14 protein-coding genes and 1 pseudogene are annotated in these 19,672 nt (G+C 72.2%); 6 read left to right on the plus strand and 9 right to left on the minus strand.

The features are described from left to right. Positions 1-54 precede the first annotated feature (54 nt). The 3 genes from RLT57_RS30525 to RLT57_RS30535 all read right to left on the minus strand — a co-directional run bounded on the left by RLT57_RS30525 (position 55) and on the right by RLT57_RS30535 (position 3,322). Positions 55-933: a tetratricopeptide repeat protein gene (locus RLT57_RS30525; protein ID WP_311300489.1), complete on the minus strand. Its 879-nt coding sequence runs from the start codon at positions 931-933 to the stop codon at positions 55-57. Positions 934-1,668: 735 nt separating this feature from the next. Further along, positions 1,669-2,451 (minus strand): SDR family NAD(P)-dependent oxidoreductase, encoded by a 783-nt coding sequence (locus RLT57_RS30530; protein WP_311300490.1) that lies wholly within the window; start codon positions 2,449-2,451, stop codon positions 1,669-1,671. A 286-nt stretch (positions 2,452-2,737) separates the two neighbouring features. Next, the gene (locus RLT57_RS30535; RefSeq protein WP_311300491.1) at positions 2,738-3,322 is read right to left on the minus strand and encodes a TetR/AcrR family transcriptional regulator; all 585 of its coding nucleotides are present in this window, start codon (positions 3,320-3,322) and stop codon (positions 2,738-2,740) included. Between the two features lie 204 nt (positions 3,323-3,526). Here RLT57_RS30535 and RLT57_RS30540 point away from each other — a divergent pair, with 204 nt between their 5' ends. Further along, positions 3,527-5,740: an MMPL family transporter gene (locus RLT57_RS30540; protein ID WP_311300492.1), complete on the plus strand. Its 2,214-nt coding sequence runs from the start codon at positions 3,527-3,529 to the stop codon at positions 5,738-5,740. Positions 5,741-5,815: 75 nt separating this feature from the next. On the opposite strand, the gene RLT57_RS30545 is transcribed toward RLT57_RS30540, so the two are convergent. Both RLT57_RS30545 and RLT57_RS30550 read right to left on the minus strand, forming a co-directional pair. Beyond that, positions 5,816-7,387 carry an APC family permease gene (locus RLT57_RS30545; RefSeq protein WP_311300493.1) on the minus strand — a complete coding sequence of 524 codons (1,572 nt, stop codon included), beginning with the start codon at positions 7,385-7,387 and terminating at the stop codon, positions 5,816-5,818. A 93-nt stretch (positions 7,388-7,480) separates the two neighbouring features. Further along, positions 7,481-8,215 (minus strand): family 20 glycosylhydrolase, encoded by a 735-nt coding sequence (locus RLT57_RS30550; protein ID WP_311300494.1) that lies wholly within the window; start codon positions 8,213-8,215, stop codon positions 7,481-7,483. 303 nt (positions 8,216-8,518) lie between these two features. Between RLT57_RS30550 and lpdA the strand changes: the two genes are divergently transcribed. From lpdA to RLT57_RS30565, 3 genes and pseudogenes are all read left to right on the plus strand, one after another. Beyond that, on the plus strand, positions 8,519-9,919 hold the full coding sequence (gene lpdA, locus RLT57_RS30555) for a dihydrolipoyl dehydrogenase (RefSeq protein WP_311300495.1): 1,401 nt from the start codon (positions 8,519-8,521) through the stop codon (positions 9,917-9,919). Positions 9,920-10,188: 269 nt separating this feature from the next. Then, positions 10,189-10,899, plus strand: a complete 711-nt coding sequence (locus tag RLT57_RS30560; protein ID WP_311300496.1) for a TetR/AcrR family transcriptional regulator — start codon at positions 10,189-10,191, stop codon at positions 10,897-10,899. An 81-nt stretch (positions 10,900-10,980) separates the two neighbouring features. Beyond that, positions 10,981-12,271, plus strand: a pseudogene (locus RLT57_RS30565) (MFS transporter); the annotation flags it as partial. On the opposite strand, the gene RLT57_RS30570 reads toward RLT57_RS30565, so the two are convergent. Continuing rightward, complete coding sequence (locus RLT57_RS30570) at positions 12,264-14,642, minus strand: phosphoketolase family protein (RefSeq protein WP_311300497.1); 2,379 nt, start codon at positions 14,640-14,642, stop codon at positions 12,264-12,266. The pseudogene RLT57_RS30565 and the gene RLT57_RS30570 sit on opposite strands and share 8 nt — an antisense overlap. A 598-nt stretch (positions 14,643-15,240) precedes the next feature. Here RLT57_RS30570 and tap point away from each other — a divergent pair. Next, the gene (tap, locus tag RLT57_RS30575; RefSeq protein WP_311300498.1) at positions 15,241-17,478 is read left to right on the plus strand and encodes a telomere-associated protein Tap; all 2,238 of its coding nucleotides are present in this window, start codon (positions 15,241-15,243) and stop codon (positions 17,476-17,478) included. A gap of 6 nt (positions 17,479-17,484) precedes the next feature. After that, entirely contained in the window at positions 17,485-18,042 is a 558-nt protein-coding gene (gene tpg / locus RLT57_RS30580; RefSeq protein WP_311300499.1) for a telomere-protecting terminal protein Tpg, read from the plus strand. A 111-nt stretch (positions 18,043-18,153) separates the two neighbouring features. Here tpg and RLT57_RS30585 read toward each other — a convergent pair whose 3' ends face one another. Genes RLT57_RS30585 through RLT57_RS30595 form a run of 3 tightly spaced genes read right to left on the minus strand, consistent with a single transcriptional unit; the run spans position 18,154 to position 19,511 of the window. Further along, positions 18,154-18,678, minus strand: coding sequence for an AAA family ATPase (locus tag RLT57_RS30585; RefSeq protein ID WP_311300500.1), 525 nt, complete (start codon positions 18,676-18,678; stop codon positions 18,154-18,156). Between the two features lie 10 nt (positions 18,679-18,688). Continuing rightward, entirely contained in the window at positions 18,689-19,201 is a 513-nt protein-coding gene (locus RLT57_RS30590; protein WP_311300501.1) for a hypothetical protein, read from the minus strand. Positions 19,202-19,229: 28 nt separating this feature from the next. Beyond that, entirely contained in the window at positions 19,230-19,511 is a 282-nt protein-coding gene (locus RLT57_RS30595) for an integrase core domain-containing protein (protein ID WP_399129725.1), read from the minus strand. Positions 19,512-19,672 lie beyond the last annotated feature (161 nt).

The raw sequence follows: 19,672 nt of genomic DNA on the forward strand, positions 1-19,672 counted from the left end.
CGGGCACGGACAGGCGCGTGGGAGCGAGCGTACGGGGCCCGGCGGCACCGTCGGTCACGGGGCCGCCGCCGGCGGCGGGTCCGCGGTTGCCAGGCCGCTGCCGGTGGACCGGTGGACCGGTGGGCCCGTTGCCCGCGGGCCGGACCGGCGGTCCCCGCTTCCCGTTCCCCGACCCGGGCGGCGGGACGGCGGGCGGCGGGACGGCGGGTGGGCGCCGGTCAGGTGAGCCGCGCCTGCGCGGCGGCGAGCCGTTAGCGGACGTCGGCCGGACGTTCGGGCACCAACACGTCGGATCCGCGCGTGCCGAGTTCCTCGTAGACCGTCAGGGACTCCCGTAGCGCCGCTACGCCTCGGTGGCCCGGCCCGCCCCGGTGAGGCCGACGCCTGGTTGCGCAGGCCCACGGCCAGGCCGAGGGTGTGGTTGTCCGCGGCGGGATCGGCCAGCGCCCGGTGGACGGCCACGGCTTCTCCGGCGCGGGCGACGGCCCGGTCCCGGTGCCCGAGGCCGATCAGGTGCAGGCTCAGGTTGCCCAGGCACAGCCCCGTGCAGTGGCTCACGGTGCTCGAAGGACCGGGGTCGGCGGACAGCGAGCGCAGCAGGGCCAGGGCCTCCTCGCCGGCGGCCACCGCCTCCCCGAACCGCTCGACCTCACCCAGGTACTTCCCCAGGTTCTGCGGGGACAGGGCCAGCCGGGCGGTCCCGGCCGCGTTCTGCGGATCGGCCGCGACCAGGGCACGGGTGAGGTCGGCGGCCTCCCGTGCGGCGGTGATCGCCTTCTCGGTACGTCCGAGCTCACTCAGCACGAGGCCGACGACCCTCACGGCCAGGGCCAGGATCGCGGGGTCACCGGCGGCGGCACCGGTCCGCTCGCCGCCGCCGCGCTCGGGCGCGCGCAGGACGGCGACCGCTTCCTGCGGCGAACGCCTCCTCAAGCCGGCCCAGACCGAGCAGCCCGGTGGCGGCGACGGACCTCGCGGCGGCCAGGCCCTCCCGCCGCGCGCGGGTCGGAGTCCGCCGCCCCCGCGAACGCGGCCCGCGCCTCTTCGGCCGCGGCCAGGGTCCGGCACTCGCCTGGCGCAGGCACAGGGCGAGCGTGCCGAGCGAGCGGGCCAGGGCGCGCCGCTCCCGGCCGCGGCCGCTCCCGGCCGGTGCCCGGCGCAGCGCGACGGCCTCGCGGGCCGGCTCCACCGCCTCGGCCGCCCGGCCCGAGCCGGCGCAGCAGGTTGCCCGTGCCGGCCAGTTCGTTCGCCGGCTCGCCCTCGGTGACGCCTGGCTGCGCCTCGACCAGAGCCCGGAACACCGCCTGCGCCTCCTGCCCGGCGGTCAGCGCCTGCTCCGGCATCGCGGCGGTGAAGGCGCCCGTGGGACGTATCCGGACTCCCCGCGTGTCGCTCCGGTCCCACCCGGCGGCGGGGGACCGCGCGCAGCTGAGCAGACGCCCGCGACCGGGCCGCCCATCATGGCCGGTGACGGCCTCCGCGTTCGACTCGCCCTTCGTCAGGCGGGCGGCACGCTGGGAGCCGCAGGTCAGGCTCTTCTGCTTCCGTACGCGGGAGCGGGCGCCTCGGCCTCCGTGCGCCGGCCCGAACTGCTGCCGCCGGGGATCGGGGCGGCCGCGGTACAGCTCCCGGGCCGGCAGGACCGGCGCGCGGAGCCGGGCGCGGTGCTCACCGGCCGGGCGTAGGCAGGCGGGTTCCGGTCAGATCCGCGCAGTAGTCCAGCAGCTCGTCCTGGACCTCGGCCGACTGCGCGGCCCAGTGGGTGCCGCGCGCACGCCGGTGGTAGAAGTAGCCGCCGCTGCCCAGCGCCTGCGGGTCGTCGCCGACGGCCAGCCACACCTGGGTCACCGGTGCCAGCGAAAGGTCGTCCGGCGCCCCCTTGCCGCCCATCTTCGTCGGGACCCAGCCGGGCTCCACGGCGTTGGAGGCCACGGCCGGCCACCTGCGCGCCACCGCGAACGCCAGCACGGTGTCGAAGAGCTTGCTGTCGGAGTACGCCTGCGATCCGTTCCACCGCCGCTGCGTCCACTGCGGGTCCCGCAGGTCCGGGTCGCCGCCCTGGTGCATACCGGAACTGAGGTAGACCAGCCGCCGCGGCGGGGTGATCAGGGCGGTGAGCAGGTAGGGCGCCAGCACGTTGACGGCGAACACGTGGGCGAGTCCGTCGACCGTCTCCACCCTGCGCGGCTCGCGGTATCCGATTCCCACGTTGTGGATGACTGCGTCGTACGGACCCAGCGCGTTGGCCTGCTCGGCGACGTCGCGCATCGCCGCGATGCCGGACAGGTCGCCGACGACGACGGCCTGCGCCCCGGGCAGTGACGCACGGGCCTCGGCCGCACGCCGTTCGTTGCGCGCGTGCAGGGTGACGGCGTGTCCGTCGGCGGCGAGAAGTTCCGCGGCCATCAGTCCGAGGCCGTCGGACGAGCCGGTGATGAGCACACGTGCCATCGCGGTCTCCAAGTGTCGGGAAGCGGCGGGGGAGGCCGCCGGGCGGGGTCCATTCTCCCAGGAGGCGGAGCCGGAACCACGGCCGGTGTCCCATTTGTCACCACAGCGGACAAGCGTACATCCGAGGCATCGACCCGTCCGGGACCCGCCGTATCGGCCTCCGACGGGCTGAAAGGGGGTCAACGGGCGCAACCGGACGCATGCGGTCCCGGGACTTGACCAGAGACCGATCGCAGGTTCGCGCGCCCCGCGCCCAGCTCGACGACGAGTACGTCACCGCGGAGAACTACGCCTTGGGCCGGGGCGGGACCCGCAGGATCCGCAGCATCGTCGACAGCAGCGCGTCACGTAGTTCCCCGTCGGACAGGTCGACCAGATCGGGCAGGCTCTCCGGCACGGCGAACACCGCGTTGAACGAAAGCCGCTCGGCACCGGTCGGGTGCTCGCCGAAGAACAGGGTCAGGCCGCGGACGCGCCGTGTCTCCCACTCCTTGTCGGACCGGTCGCGTCGGGCGGCCGGGTCGTTGGCCGCCATCACCGCGTAGTGGCGGTTGGCGACGAGGAAGTCGACGAGACCGGTCACCACGTGCTCCATCCGGGCCCGTCGGCCGCGCATCGCGGCCGCCTCGTCCAGCAGCCCCTCGACCCGCCGGATACCGGGCAGCATCGCCGCGTGCAGGATGTCGGCCTTGGCCCGGAAGTGGTAGTAGACGGCGGCCTTGGTCAGCCCCATCTCGTCGGCGATCATCTGGAGCGAGGTGGCGTCGTAGCCGCGGTCGACGAACAGCCGCTGGGCAGTCTCCAGGATCTGCTGCCTGGTCTGCTCGGCCTGCGCCGCGCGGGTGGACATGCCCTTCGCGGGCGTCGGCATCGGTGCGCTCCTCGTTTGGGGACCGCACCGCAGCATACAAGCTGACGGCAAGTGAGTCACCGGCTGTACGGCAAGTCATTCACCTGCCGAGCGGCAGGCGACTCACCTTACGTTGGCTAGCGATTCGCTTGACGTGCGGCTAGCGACTGCCTAGCGTCGGCGTCGGAGTTCGATACCCGCACCCCGCTGGGGGGAAAACTGTCCATGTCCAGTTATCTGTACCGACTCGCCCGGTTCTCGTTCCGGCGGCGCCGACTGGTCCTGGTGCTGTGGCTGGCCGCCGCCGTCGCGGCCATCGCCGTCGCCCAGGCGAGCGGCGGCAAGACCAACGACAACTTCACGATCCCGGGCACCGAGGCCCAGCGGGCCTCGGACGTTCTCTCCGCCAAGCTGCCGGCCTTCGGCGGCGGCCAGAGCACCATCGTCTTCGCCGCCGCCCACGGCGGAGCGAAGCTCACCGGTCCGGCCGACAGGCCGGCGATCGAGTCGGCGATGGCCGCGATCAGGTCGGTACCGCAGGTCTCCAACGTCGTGGACCCCTTCACCGGCCGACTCGTCTCGGACAACGGCGAGATCGCGCTCGGGCAGGTGCAGTGGTCGGCGAAGCCGCCCGATGTCAAGGACGCGCACCTCGACGCCGTCAAGGACGCGGTCAAGCCGGTGCGGGCCCTGGGCGTGCGGGTCGAGTACAACGGCAGCGTCTACCCCGGCTGGCGCCAGGAGATCTCCGAGGCGCCCGAGCTGATCGGCCTGATCATCGCGTTCGCCATCCTGATGGTCACCTTCGGCGCCCTGGCCGCCGCGGGCATGCCGATCCTGGGAGCCGTCGTCGGCGTCGTCACCACCTTGATGGGTGTCACCGCCGTCGCCTCGGTGCTGACGATCGCCTCCGCCTCGACCACCGTCGCTCTGATGCTCGGCCTGTCCTGCGGCATCGACTACGGCCTGTTCATCCTGTCCAGACACCGGACCAACCTGCTCAACGGCATGACACCCGAGGAGTCCGTGCCGCTGGCCATGGGCACCGCCGGAAGCTCCGTCGTCTTCGCCGCCCTCACCGTGGTCATCGCACTGTGCGGGCTGACCGTCGTCGGTATCCCGTTCCTGACCGTGATGGGGCTGGCCGCCGCGGCGTCCGTCACCGTCGCGCTGCTGATCGCCCTCACCCTGCTGCCGGCGATGATGGGCTTCGCGGGCCCCAAGGTCGCCAGGTTCACCCGGCTGCCGCTGCTCGGCGCCCGCGCCGAGCGGGTCGCCCGCCGCTCCGCCGCCGACCCGGACAGCCCCGTCGGTGCCAGGTGGGCCCGGTTCGTCGTACACAACCGGGTGCTCGTCCTCGTCGGCGGCGTCGCCCTGCTCGGCGTCCTCGCCGTCCCGGCCCTGGACATCCGGCTCGGCCTGCCCAGCGGCGCCTCGCAGTCCAAAAGCAACACCCAGCGCAAGGCGTACGACCTCACCACCGAGGGCTTCGGCGCCGGCTTCAACGGCGCGCTGCTGATCGTCACCCAGGACGTGAAGAGCCCCTCGGACACCCTGCAGGTCGCCCGGGCGCTGGCCAAGGTGCCCGACGTCGTCAAAGCGACCCCGCTGGCCGGGCAGAACGGCGTCTCGCTGGTCCGGCTGATCCCCGGTTCCGGGCCGAACGACTCGGCCACCGCCGACCTCGTCCACACCCTGCGCGACGACCGGGCCGCGCTCGAAGGACGGACCGGGACGCACATCCTGGTCGGCGGCACCACGGCGTCCAACATCGACGTCTCGTCCAAGCTGTCCGGCGCCCTGCCAATCTTCCTGATCACCGTGGTCAGCCTGGCCTTCATCCTGCTGACGTTCGCCTTCCGGACCGTCCTGGTGCCCGTGAAGTCGATCCTGGGCTTCCTGTTCTCGATGGCCGCGGCCCTCGGCGCCCAGGTGGCGGTCTTCCAGTGGGGCTGGGGCGAACACGTTTTCGGGATCACCCCGTCGGAGACGATCAGCTTCCTGCCGATCATCATGCTGGCGATCATCTTCGGGCTCTCCAGCGACTATGAGGTGTTCGTCGTGTCCCGGATCAAGGAGGAGTTCACCAAGAACGGCGACGCCCGCCGCGCCGTCGAACGCGGCACCGGGCTGTCCGCCCGGGTGGTCACCGCGGCGGCGCTGATCATGTTCTTCATCTTCGTGGCCTTCATGTTCACCGACGACCCGACCATCAAGGCGATCGGCTTCAGCTTCGCCGCCGGCGTCTTCCTCGACGCCTTCGTGGTACGGCTCACCCTGGTACCGGCGGTCCTGGCGATCATCCGGTCGAAGGTCTGGTACCACCCGCAGTGGTTCGACCGGCACATCCCCGACCCCGACATCGAGGGGCTCCGCCTGGAGCGGAGACTCGCCGCCGGCGAGCTCACCGCCACGGGCACCGAGCCCCGCGGGCGATGACCCGCCGGTCCCGGCCCCCGTGCGTCCGGCCCCGCCGCAGGCGGGCGGCGGGCCCGCCCGCGGCGCGGACCCCGTTCAGCCGAGGCCGGTCGAGGACGGCTCGGCCACCGGCTGCCCGGCGCCGGCCGGATCGGTGAGGTCGAAATGGCCGAGGAGCTCGTAGTGCACCGGCCGCCTGGCGCGCATCCACAGCGCGACGGCCACCCCGAGCGCGAACATCACGACGACCGCCTCGGGCAGATACCTGATGAACGGCACATCACCGTCGCCGGCGAGCACCGCGCGGTTCTTGACGAGCAGCCAGCAGGCACCGGCCATGGCCCCCGCGCCGACCAGCGGCGCCACCAGCGTGGTGAACCAGTGGAAGCCGTCCCGGGCGGTGGTCAGGAAATACCGGATGATGGCGAAGGACGTCAGCCCCTGCACCCCGAGGATGCCGAGCACACCCATCAGCGGCGCCCAGGTGCCGAGTTCGAGCAGCGACCCCTCCGTGCTGCTGTCATGCAGGGTGAAGCCCAGCACCAGCAGTCCGACCAGCACCGTGACCGTCATCGACGCCGCGGCGGGGGAGTGGTGCCGGGAGGTGCGCGCCAGCGCCGCGGGCGCGACCCCCTCGCGGGCCAGTGAGAACAGGTAGCGGGCGCCGGTGTTGTAGAACGCCATGGCGCACGCGAAGGGGCTGACGATGGCCAGGACCTGCATCATGACCAGCAGCCAGTGGCCGACGAAGGTCTCCGCCAGCGGGTAGAACGCCGAGTCGTACCGCCCGGTGAACTGGTCCTTCACCGCCTGCGCGGACCCGGTCAGCCCCCAGCCGGAGACGAACGCGTACGAGACGAGCATGTACAGCAGGCCGAGTCCGATCACCGACCCGTACGTGGCCGCCCTGGCGATACGGTGCGGATCGCGTGACTCCTCGGCGTAGTTCGGCGCCATCTCGAAGCCGACCCAGGACCAGAAGGCGGCGAACAGCGCCACACCGGCGGCGCCGCTGCCGAAGACATGCGCCGCGCCGTCGTTGCCGAACACCTCGGCGGGGTTGACCGGCCTGGCCGACAGCCCGTGCGCGCCGCCGTGCACGAGGACCCCCACCGACAGGATCACCAGGGCGAGGACCTCAAGGACCAGCGAGACTCCGAGGATCCTGGTGGTCAGCTCGATGTGGAACCAGGCCAGAACCGTCATGGCGGCCAGTGCGGCGATCATGTACACCCAGGCGGGTATGTCCGCCCCGGTCCACGACTCGATGCCGGTGGCGGCGAAATAGCCCATCACACCGAGCACCGAGGCGGAGAAGAGCATGTAGCACAGGGCGATCAGCACCCCGGAGCCGACGCCGGGGATCCGGCCCAGGCCGCGCGTCACGAACGTGTAGAAACCGCCGGCCGACGTCACCCGCCGGCTCATCGCGATGTAGCCGACCGAGAACACCGTCAGCGCCACCGTGGCCAGTAAGAACGCGGCCGGTGCCCCGTACCCGGACCCCATGACGGCCACCGGTACGTTGAAGAGCATCGCGGTCATGGGCGCCGCGCCCGTGACGATGCAGAAGATGACACCGGGCAGGCCCAGAGCGCCGCCCGCGAGCCGGTGCTGCGTCCCGGGCGGATCGACCGCCACCGCGGATGTGCCGTCGTCCCATGCCATGAATGAGGCTCCTCTCCGTGCCGCTGCCGTTCTCCGTTGTGTCCGCGCTCCGGAATGGTGAACCCTCCGATGACTCCTTCGTACCCCGGAGTGTTAACACCGGGTCAACTGATGCCAAAGCGACGGGCGATGCCTCCGTCCGGCGGACCGGACGGAGGCATCGGCGGGGCGGCGGGACCGGCCCGCCCGCGCGCGTCTCCCGCGCGCCCTCAGCGCCGGGTCACGAGCCGCTCGGCCAGGTCGCCTGCGTCGAGTGGCAGTAGGCGACGCCCATCGCCTTCCAGCGCGGGCCCTGCGCGCCCAGCCGCTGGCCGAACGCGGCCACCCGTGCGTGCTCTGCGGCGACCAGCCGAGCCCGGCCAGCGCCGGCAGCCGCGGGAAGGCCGTGTAGTCGATGTTGGCCGAGGTCACGATCGTCTCGGTCCACAGCGGGCCCTCGACGCCGAGCACCGACGACTCGCCCACTCCGCTCAGATACGCGCCGGGGTTCCAGTCGTACGCCTTGTTGACGTCGATCAGCCCTGCCCAGTTCTGCCCCAGCGCCGTCGACGAGGTGTACTTCATGTCCAGGTACGCCCGGTTGACGGGGGACATGATGACCTTCGTGCCGTGCGCGGCGGCGTCCGCCACATCCGAGTCCGAGGTCCCCGTGCCCCAGAACTGCGCGACGGTGGACGCCAGCGGCGTGGCGCGGGTGACGTCGTGCCAGCCGACCACCGCCTTGCCGTGCGCGGCGACGATCTGCTGCACATGGTTGACGAAGGTGGAGTAGCCGGCGGCGGTGGTCGAACTCGCCTCGTCGCCACCGGTGTTACGTAATCGTCGCATGGTCACCTTGTCGGTAGGCCGAGGATCAGGACGTTCCAGCCGCAGATACCGGCCACCGGCCGGGCGCCCCGCAAGTTGGCCGGACGGTCGCCCGCCCCCGCGACCCGCGCCGCCGGCCGGCCGCCGGCCGCCGCCGACCGGGCCGGGGCCGGGAGGGGCGCTCCCGCGACCGCGCCGGGTGTCGCTGCCGCGGAGCGGCCTTCGACCTGTGGTTCGCTTGGCCCGCGGAACAGGCGGGGGACCTCGCCTGTTGAACTTTCCCGGGACGACTGTCGGGCAGGACCAGGAGGGTGTGATCCGGATATGAGCGCACATTTCGATGTCGTCGTCCTTGGTGCCGGCCCCGGCGGCTACACGGCCGCGGTGCGCAGCGCGCAACTGGGCCTGTCGGTCGCCGTGGTCGAGGAGCGCTACTGGGGCGGGGTCTGCCTCAACGTCGGCTGCATCCCGTCCAAGGCCCTGCTGCGCAACGCCGAGCTGGCCGACATCTTCCAGCGCGAGGCGAAGACCTTCGGCATCCGGGTCGACGGCACGGTGAGCTTCGACTACCGCGAGGCCTACGCGCGCAGCCGCCGGGTGGCCGACGGCCGGGTGCGGGGCGTGCACTACCTGATGAAGAAGAACGCGATCACCGAGTACAACGGCGCCGCAACCTTCACCGACGCCCGCACGCTCTCGGTCCGGGCGGCCGACGGGACGCAGGAGACCGTCACCTTCGACCACTGCGTCATCGCCACCGGCGCCACCACCAGGCTGCTGCCGGGCACCTCGCTCAGCGACCGGGTCGTCACCTACGAGGAGCAGATCCTCAGCGACGAGCTTCCCGGCAGCATCGTCATCGCCGGCGCCGGCGCCATCGGCGTGGAGTTCGCCTACGTCCTGCACAACTACGGGGTACGGGTGACGCTGGTGGAGTTCCTGGACCGCCTGGTGCCGCTGGAGGACGAGGAGGTCTCGGCCGAGCTCGCCAAGGCCTACCGCCGGCTCGGCGTCAACGTCCTCACCTCGACCCGGGTGGAGTCGATCGACGACTCCGGGGAGAAGGTACGCGTCCACGTCTCCACCGGCGGCCAGCAGCAGACCCTGGAGGCCGACAAGGTGCTCCAGGCGATCGGCTTCCAGCCGCGCGTGACCGGCTACGGTCTGGAGAACACCGGCGTCCTGCTCACCGACCGGGGCGCGATCGCCGTGGACGGCCGCTGCCGTACCAACGTCCCGCACATCTTCGCCATCGGCGACGTGACCGCGAAGCTGATGCTCGCGCACGCCGCCGAGTCGATGGGCGTCGTCGCCGCCGAGACCATCGCCGACGCCGAGACGATGGAGCTGGACTACGTGATGATCCCGCGGGCCACCTACTGCCGGCCGCAGATCGCCAGCTTCGGCTGGACCGAGGCGCAGGCCCGGCAGCAGGGCTTCGACGTCCGGGTGCAGAAGTTCCCCTTCACCGCGAACGGCAAGGCCCAGGGCCTGGGCGAGCCGGGCGGCTTCGTCAAGATCATCAGCGACGGCCGGCACGGCGAACTCCTCGGCGCCCACCTCATCGGCACCGAGGTCACCGAACTGCTTCCCGAGCTGACCCTCGCCCAGCAGTGGGACCTGACCGTCCACGAGGTCGCCCGCAACGTCCACGCCCACCCCACCTTGGGCGAGGCGGTCAAGGAAGCCGTCCACGGCCTCGCCGGTCACATGATCAACATGTAGGCCCGCCGGCCCGTGCCCTGTCCCCGCTTCACTCGCACCGCACCGCACCGCCCCGCCCGCGACCCGCCGGACAACCGGCGGGTCGCTCCTTTTCCCGGCGGCGGCCCCCCGCCGATCGCGGCCCTGTGGCGCAGGTCGCGCTCACCGGATGAAATGACCGGGGACGGCATCCCCGTACGCACCCACGTGACGGAAAACCGGGGACGCGGTCCCCGGTTGTGTCCGCGCATGAGCACCGTATTCCCGGGCGATGAAAGGAGGGGTCTGTCGTGACCACCGTCGCAGAAGACGCGGAATGCGCGGAAACACGTACACGCAGCGGTTCCCGGACACGGTCGGACGCCCTGCCGAACCGGGAACGGACCGTCGTGGCGGCCCGCGAGGCTTTCGTGGAGCACGGGTCAAAGGCCCCGCTCGACGAAATCGCCCGGCGGGCCGGAACAGGCAACGCCACGCTCTACCGGCACTTCGCCGACCGGCGCGCCCTCATCCACGACGTGTTGCCGTACGTCGTGGTCCGCACCGCGGACCACGCGCAGGCCGCCGCTGCCGAGGAGGCCGACCCCTTCACGGCGCTGTGCCGGTTCGCCCACGCCGCCGCCGACGAGCGGATCGGCGCCCTGTGCGGGATCCTGGTCGGCACCGCCGACCACCACTCCCTCGATGTGAACCCCCGGCGTGAGCGGCTGAAGAGTGCCGTGGAACGCCTCATGGACAAGGCCCGCCGGGCCGGCCGGCTGCGCGACGACGTGACCGTGCGCGACCTGATCGTCGGCCTGTCGCAGCTCACCCGCCCACTGCCCGGCCTCGACCGCCCGGACGGCGACGACCTCGCCCGCCGGCGCCTCCGGCCGTTCCTCGGCGGGCTCCGGCGACCCGCTCCCCCTCCGGCGAACGGTCAGGCGACGAAGCCGGGAAAACCGCGCCAGGACCGGGGCCCGCGCATTGTCCGCGACCCGGATCCCACGACTGCCCCATGACGCCGTAAGTCCCACGGCGCCACCACGACATCACGTGCCTTTCGCACGTTTTTCTTTCCACACCCCCAGGTGGATAGCCCCGTGTCCCAAACGGTCGACAACCGGCTTCCCGACCCACGGCGCTGGAAGGCGCTGGTGTTCATCTCACTGGCCCAGCTGATGGTCGTACCCGATTCCACGATCGTGGACATCGCGCTGCCGAGCGCGCAGCACGACCTCGGTATCTCCGACGCCAACAGGCAATGGGTCAGCACCGCCTACGCACTGGCCTTCGGCGGTCTGCTGCTCTTCGGCGGCCGGATCGCGGACCTGTGGGGCCGCAAGCGCACCTGCGTCGTCGGAGGGCGGGTTCGCCCTCGCGTCCGCGATCGGAGGAGCGGCCGGCAACCAGGCGATGCGGCTCGGCTCCCGCGCCGCGCAGGGCGTCTTCGGCGCGCTGCTCGCACCGGCAGCCCTGTCCCTGCTCGCGGTCACGTTCACCGAGGCCAGGGAACGGGCCAAGGCCTTCGGCATCTTCGGCGCGATCGCCGGCGGCGGCGCGGTCGGCCTGCTGCTCGGCGGAGTCCTCACCGAGTACCTCAACTAGCGCTAAACCTTCTTCGTCAGCGTCCCCTTCGCGATCGTCGCCGCCCTCGGCGCGTACTTCGTGATCCGCGGGCCCGCCGGCGGACGCAACCGCTCCCCGGTGGACATCCCCGGCGTCGTGCTCTCCACGCTGGGCCTGGTCTCGCTGGTCTACGGCTTCACCCGCGCGGAGACCGGCGGCTGGTCCGCCGCCGCCCTGCTGCTGGCCGCCTTCGGACTGGTCGAGTCCAAGGTCAAGGCGCCGCTGCTGCCCCTGCGGGTGATCACCGAACGCAACCGGGGCGGCGTCTACCTCTCGCTCGGCCTCGCCGTCATCGGACTGTTCGGCGTCCTCTTCCTCACCTACTACCTGCAGGTGGTCCAGGGATACTCCGCGATCAGGAACGCCTTCGCGTTCCTGCCCATGGTCACCGCCTTCGTGGTGGGTTCGACGCAGATCGGCACCAGGCTGGTCACCCGGGTACCGGCGCGGCTGCTGATGGGGCCCGGCTTCGCCGCCGTCGCCGTCGCCATGCTGCTGCTGACCCGGCTGGGCGTGGGCTCCTCCTGCGCCGGCGTCATCCTGCCGGGCCTGGTCCTGCCGGGCCTCGGGATGGGCACGGCGTTCATGCCGGCCATGTCGCTGGCCGCCCACGGCATCCAGCCGCGTGACGCGGGCGTCGCCTCGGCGATGGTCAACACCTCGCAGCAGGTGGGCGGCGCGATCGGAACAGCGCTGCTGGACACCGTCGCAGCCTCCGCCACCGCCGTCTACGTCGCCGCGCACACCGCCGGCGCGGTCAGCCCTCCCAGCTCCAGTCGGCGACCTCCGGCAGGTCCGTGCCGTACTCGCGGATCCAGGCGTGGTGCCGCAGCCGGATGTCCTCCATCGCCTGCCGTACCGGAGCGGCCCGGACCGCCAGCCCCGGTACCCGGTCGATGACGTCCATCACCAGCCGGTAGCGGTCCAGGTCGTTGCGCACCACCATGTCGAAGGGCGTGGTGGTGGTCCCGATCTCCTTGTAACCGCGGACATGCAGTTGGGCGTGGCCGGCGCGCCGGTAGGCCAGGCGGTGGATGAGCCAGGGATAGCCGTGGTAGGCGAAGATCACCGGCCGGTCCGGCGTGAACAGCGCGTCGTAGTCCGCCTCCGACATGCCGTGCGGATGCTCCTCTTTGGGCAGCAGGCGGGCGAGGTCGACGACGTTCACCACCCGTACGGACAGCTCGGGGAGGTACTGCCGGAGGAGCTTGGCGGCGGCCAGCACCTCCAGGGTGGGAACGTCCCCGGCGCAGGCGAGGACGACATCGGGCTCGGCGTGCTCCGACCCGGTGCCGGCCCACTCCCAGATCCCGGCGCCCCGCGCGCAGTGCGAACGGGCCGCGTCCATGCCCAGCCAGTCGAAGCAGGGCTGCTTGCCCGCCACCACCACGTTCACGTAGTTCCTGGACTGCAGCACGTGCTCGGCCACCGACAGCAGCGTGTTGGTGTCCGGCGGCAGGTAGACCCGCACCACCTCGGGCGACTTGTTGAGCACGTGGTCGATGAACCCCGGGTCCTGGTGGGAGAAGCCGTTGTGGTCCTGGCGCCACACATGCGAGGTGAGCAGGTAGTTCAGGGACGCGATGGGGCGGCGCCAGGCCAGCGTACGCGTGGTGCGCAGCCACTTGATGTGCTGGTTGACCATCGAGTCGACGATGTGCACGAAGGCCTCGTAGCACGAGAACAGGCCGTGCCGGCCGGTCAGCAGATAGCCCTCCAGCCAGCCCTGGCAGGTGTGTTCGGAGAGGATCTCCATCACCCGGCCGTGCGGGTCGAGGTTCTCGTCCACCTCCAGGGTCTGCGCCTGCCACGCCTTGCCGGTCGCGGAGTACACCGCCTCCAGGCGGTTGGAGGCGGTCTCGTCCGGGCCGACGAGGCGGAAGTCGCGCCGCTCGGCGGTGTCGGCCATCAGCTGTTCGAGCAGCTTCCCGAGGACGCGGGTGGGCTCGTGCAGGGTCGCCCCGGGCTTGTCGACCGGTACCGCGAAGCGCTCCAGCTCCGCGATGGGCAGCTCGCGCAGGAGCAGCCCGCCGTTGGCGTGCGGATTGGCACCGGGCCGCCGGTCCCCTTCCGGGACGCAGGCCAGGACCTGCGGGCGCGGCCGTCCCCGCTCGTCGAAGAGCTCGTCGACGCGGTAGGACCGCATCCACTCCTCCAGCTGACGCAGGTGCGCCGGATTCGTACGCACCTCCGACAGCGGGACCTGGTGGGCGCGCCAGGTGTTCTCCACCGGCAGACCGTCCACCACGGCGGGCCCGGTCCAGCCCTTGGGCGTACGCAGGACGATCATCGGCCAGCGGGGCCGCTCCGTCGCGCCCTGCTCGCGGGCCGCCTCCTGGTGGGCCGCGATACGGTCCAGGGCGGTGTCCATCGCGGCGGCCATCTCCCGGTGCACGGTCAGCGGGTCGTGCCCGGTGACATGGATCGGGTCGTGCCCATAGCCGCGCAGCAGCTCGTCCAGCTCCTCCTCGGGGAGGCGGGCCAGGACGGCGGGGTTGGCGATCTTGTACCCGTTGAGGTGCAGCACCGGCAGCACGGCGCCGTCGTGCACCGGATCGAGGAACTTGTTACCGTGCCAGGAGGTCGCCAGCGGCCCGGTCTCCGCCTCCCCGTCACCGATCACGCAGACCACGACCAGCTCGGGGTTGTCCAGCGCGGCACCATAGGCGTGCGATAGCGAGTACCCCAGCTCACCGCCCTCGTGAATGGACCCCGGGGTCTCCGGCGCCACATGGCTCGGTACGCCCCCCGGGAACGAGAACTGCTTGAACAGGGCCCCCATGCCCGCGGCGTCGCGGGTGATGTCCGGATAGGTCTGCGTGTAGGTGCCGTCCAGCCAGGAGTTGGCCAGCACGGCCGGCCCGCCGTGGCCGGGACCCCAGACGCAGATGGCGTCCAGGTCGCGCGCCTTGATCACCCGGTTGAGATGGGTGTGGACGAGGTTCAGCCCCGGCGAGGTGCCCCAGTGTCCGAGCAGCCGCGGTTTGACGTGTTCGGGACGCAGCGGCTCGGTCAGCAGCGGATTGCCCATCAGATAGATCTGACCCACCGCGAGATAGTTCGCGGCCCGCCAATGGGCGTCCAGAGCCTGCAGCTCGTCCTCGGACAGTGCCGCGGGCGCGAGCGTTTCGGACATGTGTTCCTCCGGGGGAGTCGGTCGACGTACCACCACCTTCGGCTGCCCCGGTCGTACGGGGGTAGGGCCATCCGGGCGGTTGCCGGGGCCACTGGTCCCGGCGTGCCGCGCGGCCCGCACCGGAAAGGGCCACCGCCGCGCCCCGCACCGGGAACGGGCGGTGCCGCCGACCGCCGCAGAGCCGGCCGCCGGGCGGCCGAACGGGCCGGGGCAGGGCCCCGACGGGACCACAGGGCCGCCCGATCCGGGCCCCGTACCGCCGTCGCCCGGCCGCGCTCGGCGGCTTGCGGGAGGACGGGGAAGGCCGACCGGCGGCGGGGCCGCGTCGTCCGGACGGCTCCACGGGCCGGGCGGCAGCCGGATCGGCCCGCCGTCCGCCGTGTCCGGCCTCGCCCCCCTGATGCCCGGTACGTCCCCCGCCCCGGTCTCCGGCGCCCACGCCCCGAGCACGGTGCCCCGAGCCGCCGCCGGCGCCGGGGAGCGCGCCCGCCACCCGAGGCGTCGACCTGCCGGCTAACGGTTCGACGTACGCGGTGTGTACGGAAGAGGCTGGCCGAAGGTTCGGTTCGGCTAGCATCGGCGGCGCAGGAGGTGCACGATGTCCGAGTTGTTCGACGCGGTCGACGCCCTGATCGCAGGCCACTCACCGCTCCCCGCCCCGCCCGAGCGAGAGCGGCTGCGCAAGGCGCACGGGCTGAGCCAGGAACAGGTGGCCGCCGCGCTCGACGTGCGGCGCGCGACCGTGGTGTCGTGGGAGGCCGGCCGGACCGAACCGCGCCCGCCGCAGCGCGAGGCGTACGCGCGGCTGCTGTCGAAACTCGCCGAGCTCTATCCGGCCGCGCCGGTTGAGGGGACCACCGCGCCGGTCCCGGTCCCGGCGCCGAGCCCGGCGGCACCGGCGGCGGATCCCCATGCCGGGACGCCGGCCGCACCGGACCGGCCGGCCGGGCGCCTCCCGCGATCCGGTGCCCCGGCCGACCGCCCGGCCGCCGGCCCCGCCGCGGATTTTGCTTCGGCGGCGCCGGCCGCGAGCACGGTGCGGTCGCCGCGCCCGGCGGTGCGGAGGCCCGCGGCCGGGCCCGCCCCCGCCGTGCCGGCCGCGGTCGACCCGCGGTTCGCGCACGGCCCGCTGGGGGTGCTGGACGGCGACGGGTCCCTGTTCTGCGCGGGCGGCCTGGTCCTGGAGTGTCCGGCGAAGACGGTGCCGGCGCTGGTGGAGTGGACGCTGGCGGAGGCGAGACTGGGCGCGGCCCGGCTGCACCGCTCGGGGAAGGACTCCGACCCGCTGATCGTGCTCACCGCCGCGGCGGCGGCCCGGCTCGGGCTGCCGGACCGCCTCGCCGACCGCCGGGCGATGCGGCTGCCCGAGGACGACAAGGTCGTCCGGCAGATCGCACGCGCGAAGTGGCGGTTGACCAAGCGGGGCTTCGGCCCCTGGGCCCGTGTGTACCGCCCCGCGCAGGGCGGTACGCGCAACTGCGTGCAGTTGGCGGTGCTGCCGTGGGGCGCGCTGGACGCCCGCGCGTGGGGGGACGCGGGCGAGCTGCCGCCCGCCGAACTGGCCCGGGTGCTGGCCGCGTACGCCACCCGCGTGCTCACCCCGCGCGGCTCGACCGCCGTCGCCGGACTGGAGCTGATGTCCGCCCTGCGGCCCGCGACGCGCGCCGTGAAGGACGAGCAGACCGGCTCCTGGGCGTCGGGGCCGGTGCCCGGGTCGCTGACGGAGCCGGTGGATCCGGCGCCGCCGGAGGCCCCGGACGAACACCCCGTCGTCGCGGCCCTGTTCCCGCGCGCCCACCAGCGCACCCCGGCCGAGGTCCTCGACGAGGAGGCGTACGACTGGATCCGCGAACCGGAGCTGCTGACCGACGCCGAGTGCGCCCGGCCGTACGCGGTCGGCGTCGACGTCAACACCGCGTTCCTCGCCGCCGCCAACCGGCTGGTCGTCGGCCTGTCGGGACCGGTGCACGTCAAGGCGCCGCGCTTCGACAGGACGGTGCCCGGCTCCTGGCTGGTGGACCTGTCCGGCATCGAGCTGGACCCGCGGCTGCCGTCGCCGTTCACCCCGCACGGCCGCCGGCCCGAGGGCCCCGCCTGGTACGCCACCCCCACCGTGGCGTACGCGGCCGAGCTGATCGACGCCTACCGCCTGCCGGTCGCCCTCTCGCCGATCGAGGCGTACCTGCGGACCGGGGCGGGCCCGTACCTGGACCCCTGGTACAAGCACCTGGCCGACGCGTACAAGGCGACGATGGCCGATCTGGGCGTGACCGCCGACCTCACCCCGGCCGGCTTCCTCGCGGCGATGGAGGGCCACAAGGCCGGCGACCCGGGCATGGCGGCGGTGCTGTCGGCGATCAAGTCGACGGTCAAGGGCGGCATCGGCAAGCTGCGCGAGCGCCCGCAGGGCACCGCGTACCGGCCGGGGGAGCGGTGGCCGGCGCTGGAGCGTCCGACCTGGCGTCCGGACATCCGGGCCGCGGTCATTTCCGCCGCCCGGGTCAACATGCACCGCAAGCTGCTCAGGACCGCGCTGGCCACCCAGACCGCGCCGGCTCCGGCGGGAGCGGTGGCCTTCGGCGAGGACGCGCTGCTGCCGGTCGCGGTGCTCTCGGACTGCGCGGTCTACCCCTCCGGCGGTCCGTCGCCGCTGGACGTCCTGCCGTACGGCCCGGACGGCACGGCCGCCCCGGGAACCTTCCGGCTGGGCGTCTCACCCGGGATGGTCAAGCACGAGGGCACCCAACCCCTGTTCTGGGCGGTGGAACTGATGGAGCAGCGGCACAACCCGGCCCGGCACATCAAGGGCGCCGGCACCGAAGACGACGGGGAGTAGCGGCCGATGGGCATCGTCGGGGACAGCTTGGACCGGGCCGCCGCCGCCACGGCCACCCGCCCCATCCCGAAGTCCGCGCAGGCGCGGATGCGGTTCCTGGTCAAGCAGGCCAAGGGCTCCACCCGGATCGCGGCCGAACGGCTCGGTGTCTCCCAGCGCACGGTGGAGCGCTACCTCAAGGGCCAGCTCCGCCGCCCCCGCGCGGATCTGGCGGCCCGTCTGGAGCGCGAGGTCCGCAAGGACTGGCAGCCGCGGATCAAGGGCCGGGCGAGGAAGCGCGCCGCCTCCTCGGGCGGCATCGTGATCGAGACCCGCGCCCGGTTCGGCTTCACCGCCGCCCCCGGCTCCACCGACGACGGCCGGATGCGCCGTATCACCCAGCACCTGCCCCCCACCTACGCCGCTCGCCTCTTCGACGCCCAGACCGCCGGCGCCACCGAGCAGCAGCTCCGGGCCATCGCCGCCGAGGGACTCCAGGAGATCTACTTCAAGGACCGCGGCCGCCGCGCGGACGGCCTGGAGGTGGAGTTCACCGACATCGACTACATCGAGCTCGACTTCTGAACCGCCTCCGGCGCGGCCGGCCCGGTCCGGCCGCACGAGCCGAAGCACGATAGTCGTCACATGGGCAGTCTTGTTGTCACCCTGCGAGTGCGGCGCCGGAAGGTCGTCCTCTCAGCTCTTGACGGCCTCTGCGATCTGCTGGGCGGCCTGGGCGGGGGTGAGGCGCGTGGTGTCGACGACCTCGGCCTCGGCGTGCAGCCACGTGCGGGCCGCCTCGGCGTAGGGCTCGAGGTATTGGAGCCGGAAAGGGGAGTTGGGGCCGAGAACGGTGTCGCCCGCGATGCGAGCGCGGAGGGTGTCCTGGTCGGCGTGTAGGACGAAGTGCCGGACCAGAATGTCGTGCTCGGCAAGGCCTGAGCTGATCTCGCGCCAGTACTGCTCGACCAGGATGGTCATGGGCACCACCAGGGTTCCGCCGGTGTAGTCCAGGACGCGTCGGGCGGTCTCGACCACGAGCGGTCGCCAGGGCGGCCAGTGCTGGAAGTTGTCCGTCGCGGGCAGTCCTGGCTTGATGTCCATGAGTGTCTCGCCGACTTTCTCGGCGTCGAAGACCCGTGCGTCCGGGATCAGCTGCTGGACGAGTGCGCTGGTCGTCGTCTTGCCCGCGCCGTGAGTGCCGTTGAGCCATACGATCATGGACCTGACGCTAGCGTCTGCGGGCTGCTGGGACAGGGAGTGTGGAGGATCCGGTGCGGTCGATCGCCTTGGCCAGGAGCCTGGCGTGGTCTTCGGGCAGTGCTTTGATGGCGCCGCAGTAGGGCTGATAGTCCGTTGTGCGGAGCCAGTGGAAGACGTTGTGCGGCTCTCGGAGCCAGACAGCAGAGATGGCGTCGAGGGACCGCCCGAAGTCGCGGGCTGTGCCGCTGGTGCGGAGGTGGCGGTGCAGCAGTTGTGTGTAGCCGTTCCTCTTGCCCTGGGGGTTGATCCCGAGGAACTGGGCGGCTTCGTCGAGGCTGCCGCCGCGGGCGCGCCGGACGAGGAAGACCGAGGCACTGCGTCGGCGCATCTTGGGGGCGATGGCGGAGAGGAAGCCGAGGTGATGGTCGGCGGGGGCTTGGGGCAGGAACGCGGGGATGTGTTCGGGGCGCAGGCCGACGCCGGTGGAGGGGCGGCGGAGTCCGCCTTTGCCGGTGCGCCGGAAGGTTGAGGGGCCTCGCATTTTCCGGACAGTGATCTGACAGTTTATTTCACGCGGCTATACGAAACTCCATGTATTCGGCGTGAACTTCTCGCGGTGGGCGGTATCCGACAGCCGAGTGGAGGCGTTTGTGATTGTACCAGAGTTCGATGTATCGGGTGATGTCCTGTCGGGCGTCCTCTCGGGTCGGGTAAGTCACGCGGGAAACCCGCTCGTTCTTCAGAGCGCCGAAGAATGATTCCGCCATCGCGTTATCCCAGCAGACGCCGGTACGTCCGGATGACCGGCGGAGTCCGAACTGTTTCAGCGTCGCCGCGAACTCGGCGGACATTTAGTCGCACAGCACCATGATCTTGAGCACCGGGTATCCGTCCGTGCCATAGCGGTGCTTGTGCTTACCCAGCCATGCACAGACTCGCGGCCGGTCAGGGGCCTTGGTGGAGCTGCACCCGTCGAAGTGAGCTGCACTGATCTTTGTGGAGTTCTTGAAGC

Origin of the sequence: Streptomyces sp. ITFR-21 (genome assembly GCF_031844685.1) — a bacterium.
Taxonomy (GTDB): domain Bacteria; phylum Actinomycetota; class Actinomycetes; order Streptomycetales; family Streptomycetaceae; genus Actinacidiphila.

What these genes read in the sequence shown, in the direction of transcription:
- RLT57_RS30530 (WP_311300490.1), bottom strand. Translation starts at nt 2,451, where the DNA reads ATGGCACGTGTGCTCATCACCGGCTCGTCCGACGGCCTCGGACTGATG.
- RLT57_RS30535 (WP_311300491.1), bottom strand. Translation starts at nt 3,322, where the DNA reads ATGCCGACGCCCGCGAAGGGCATGTCCACCCGCGCGGCGCAGGCCGAG.
- RLT57_RS30540 (WP_311300492.1), top strand. Translation starts at nt 3,527, where the DNA reads ATGTCCAGTTATCTGTACCGACTCGCCCGGTTCTCGTTCCGGCGGCGC.
- RLT57_RS30545 (WP_311300493.1), bottom strand. Translation starts at nt 7,387, where the DNA reads ATGGCATGGGACGACGGCACATCCGCGGTGGCGGTCGATCCGCCCGGG.
- RLT57_RS30550 (WP_311300494.1), bottom strand. Translation starts at nt 8,215, where the DNA reads ATGCGACGATTACGTAACACCGGTGGCGACGAGGCGAGTTCGACCACC.
- lpdA (WP_311300495.1), top strand. Translation starts at nt 8,519, where the DNA reads ATGAGCGCACATTTCGATGTCGTCGTCCTTGGTGCCGGCCCCGGCGGC.
- RLT57_RS30570 (WP_311300497.1), bottom strand. Translation starts at nt 14,642, where the DNA reads ATGTCCGAAACGCTCGCGCCCGCGGCACTGTCCGAGGACGAGCTGCAG.
- tap (WP_311300498.1), top strand. Translation starts at nt 15,241, where the DNA reads ATGTCCGAGTTGTTCGACGCGGTCGACGCCCTGATCGCAGGCCACTCA.
- tpg (WP_311300499.1), top strand. Translation starts at nt 17,485, where the DNA reads ATGGGCATCGTCGGGGACAGCTTGGACCGGGCCGCCGCCGCCACGGCC.
- RLT57_RS30585 (WP_311300500.1), bottom strand. Translation starts at nt 18,678, where the DNA reads ATGATCGTATGGCTCAACGGCACTCACGGCGCGGGCAAGACGACGACC.
- RLT57_RS30590 (WP_311300501.1), bottom strand. Translation starts at nt 19,201, where the DNA reads ATGCGAGGCCCCTCAACCTTCCGGCGCACCGGCAAAGGCGGACTCCGC.
- RLT57_RS30595 (WP_399129725.1), bottom strand. Translation starts at nt 19,511, where the DNA reads ATGTCCGCCGAGTTCGCGGCGACGCTGAAACAGTTCGGACTCCGCCGG.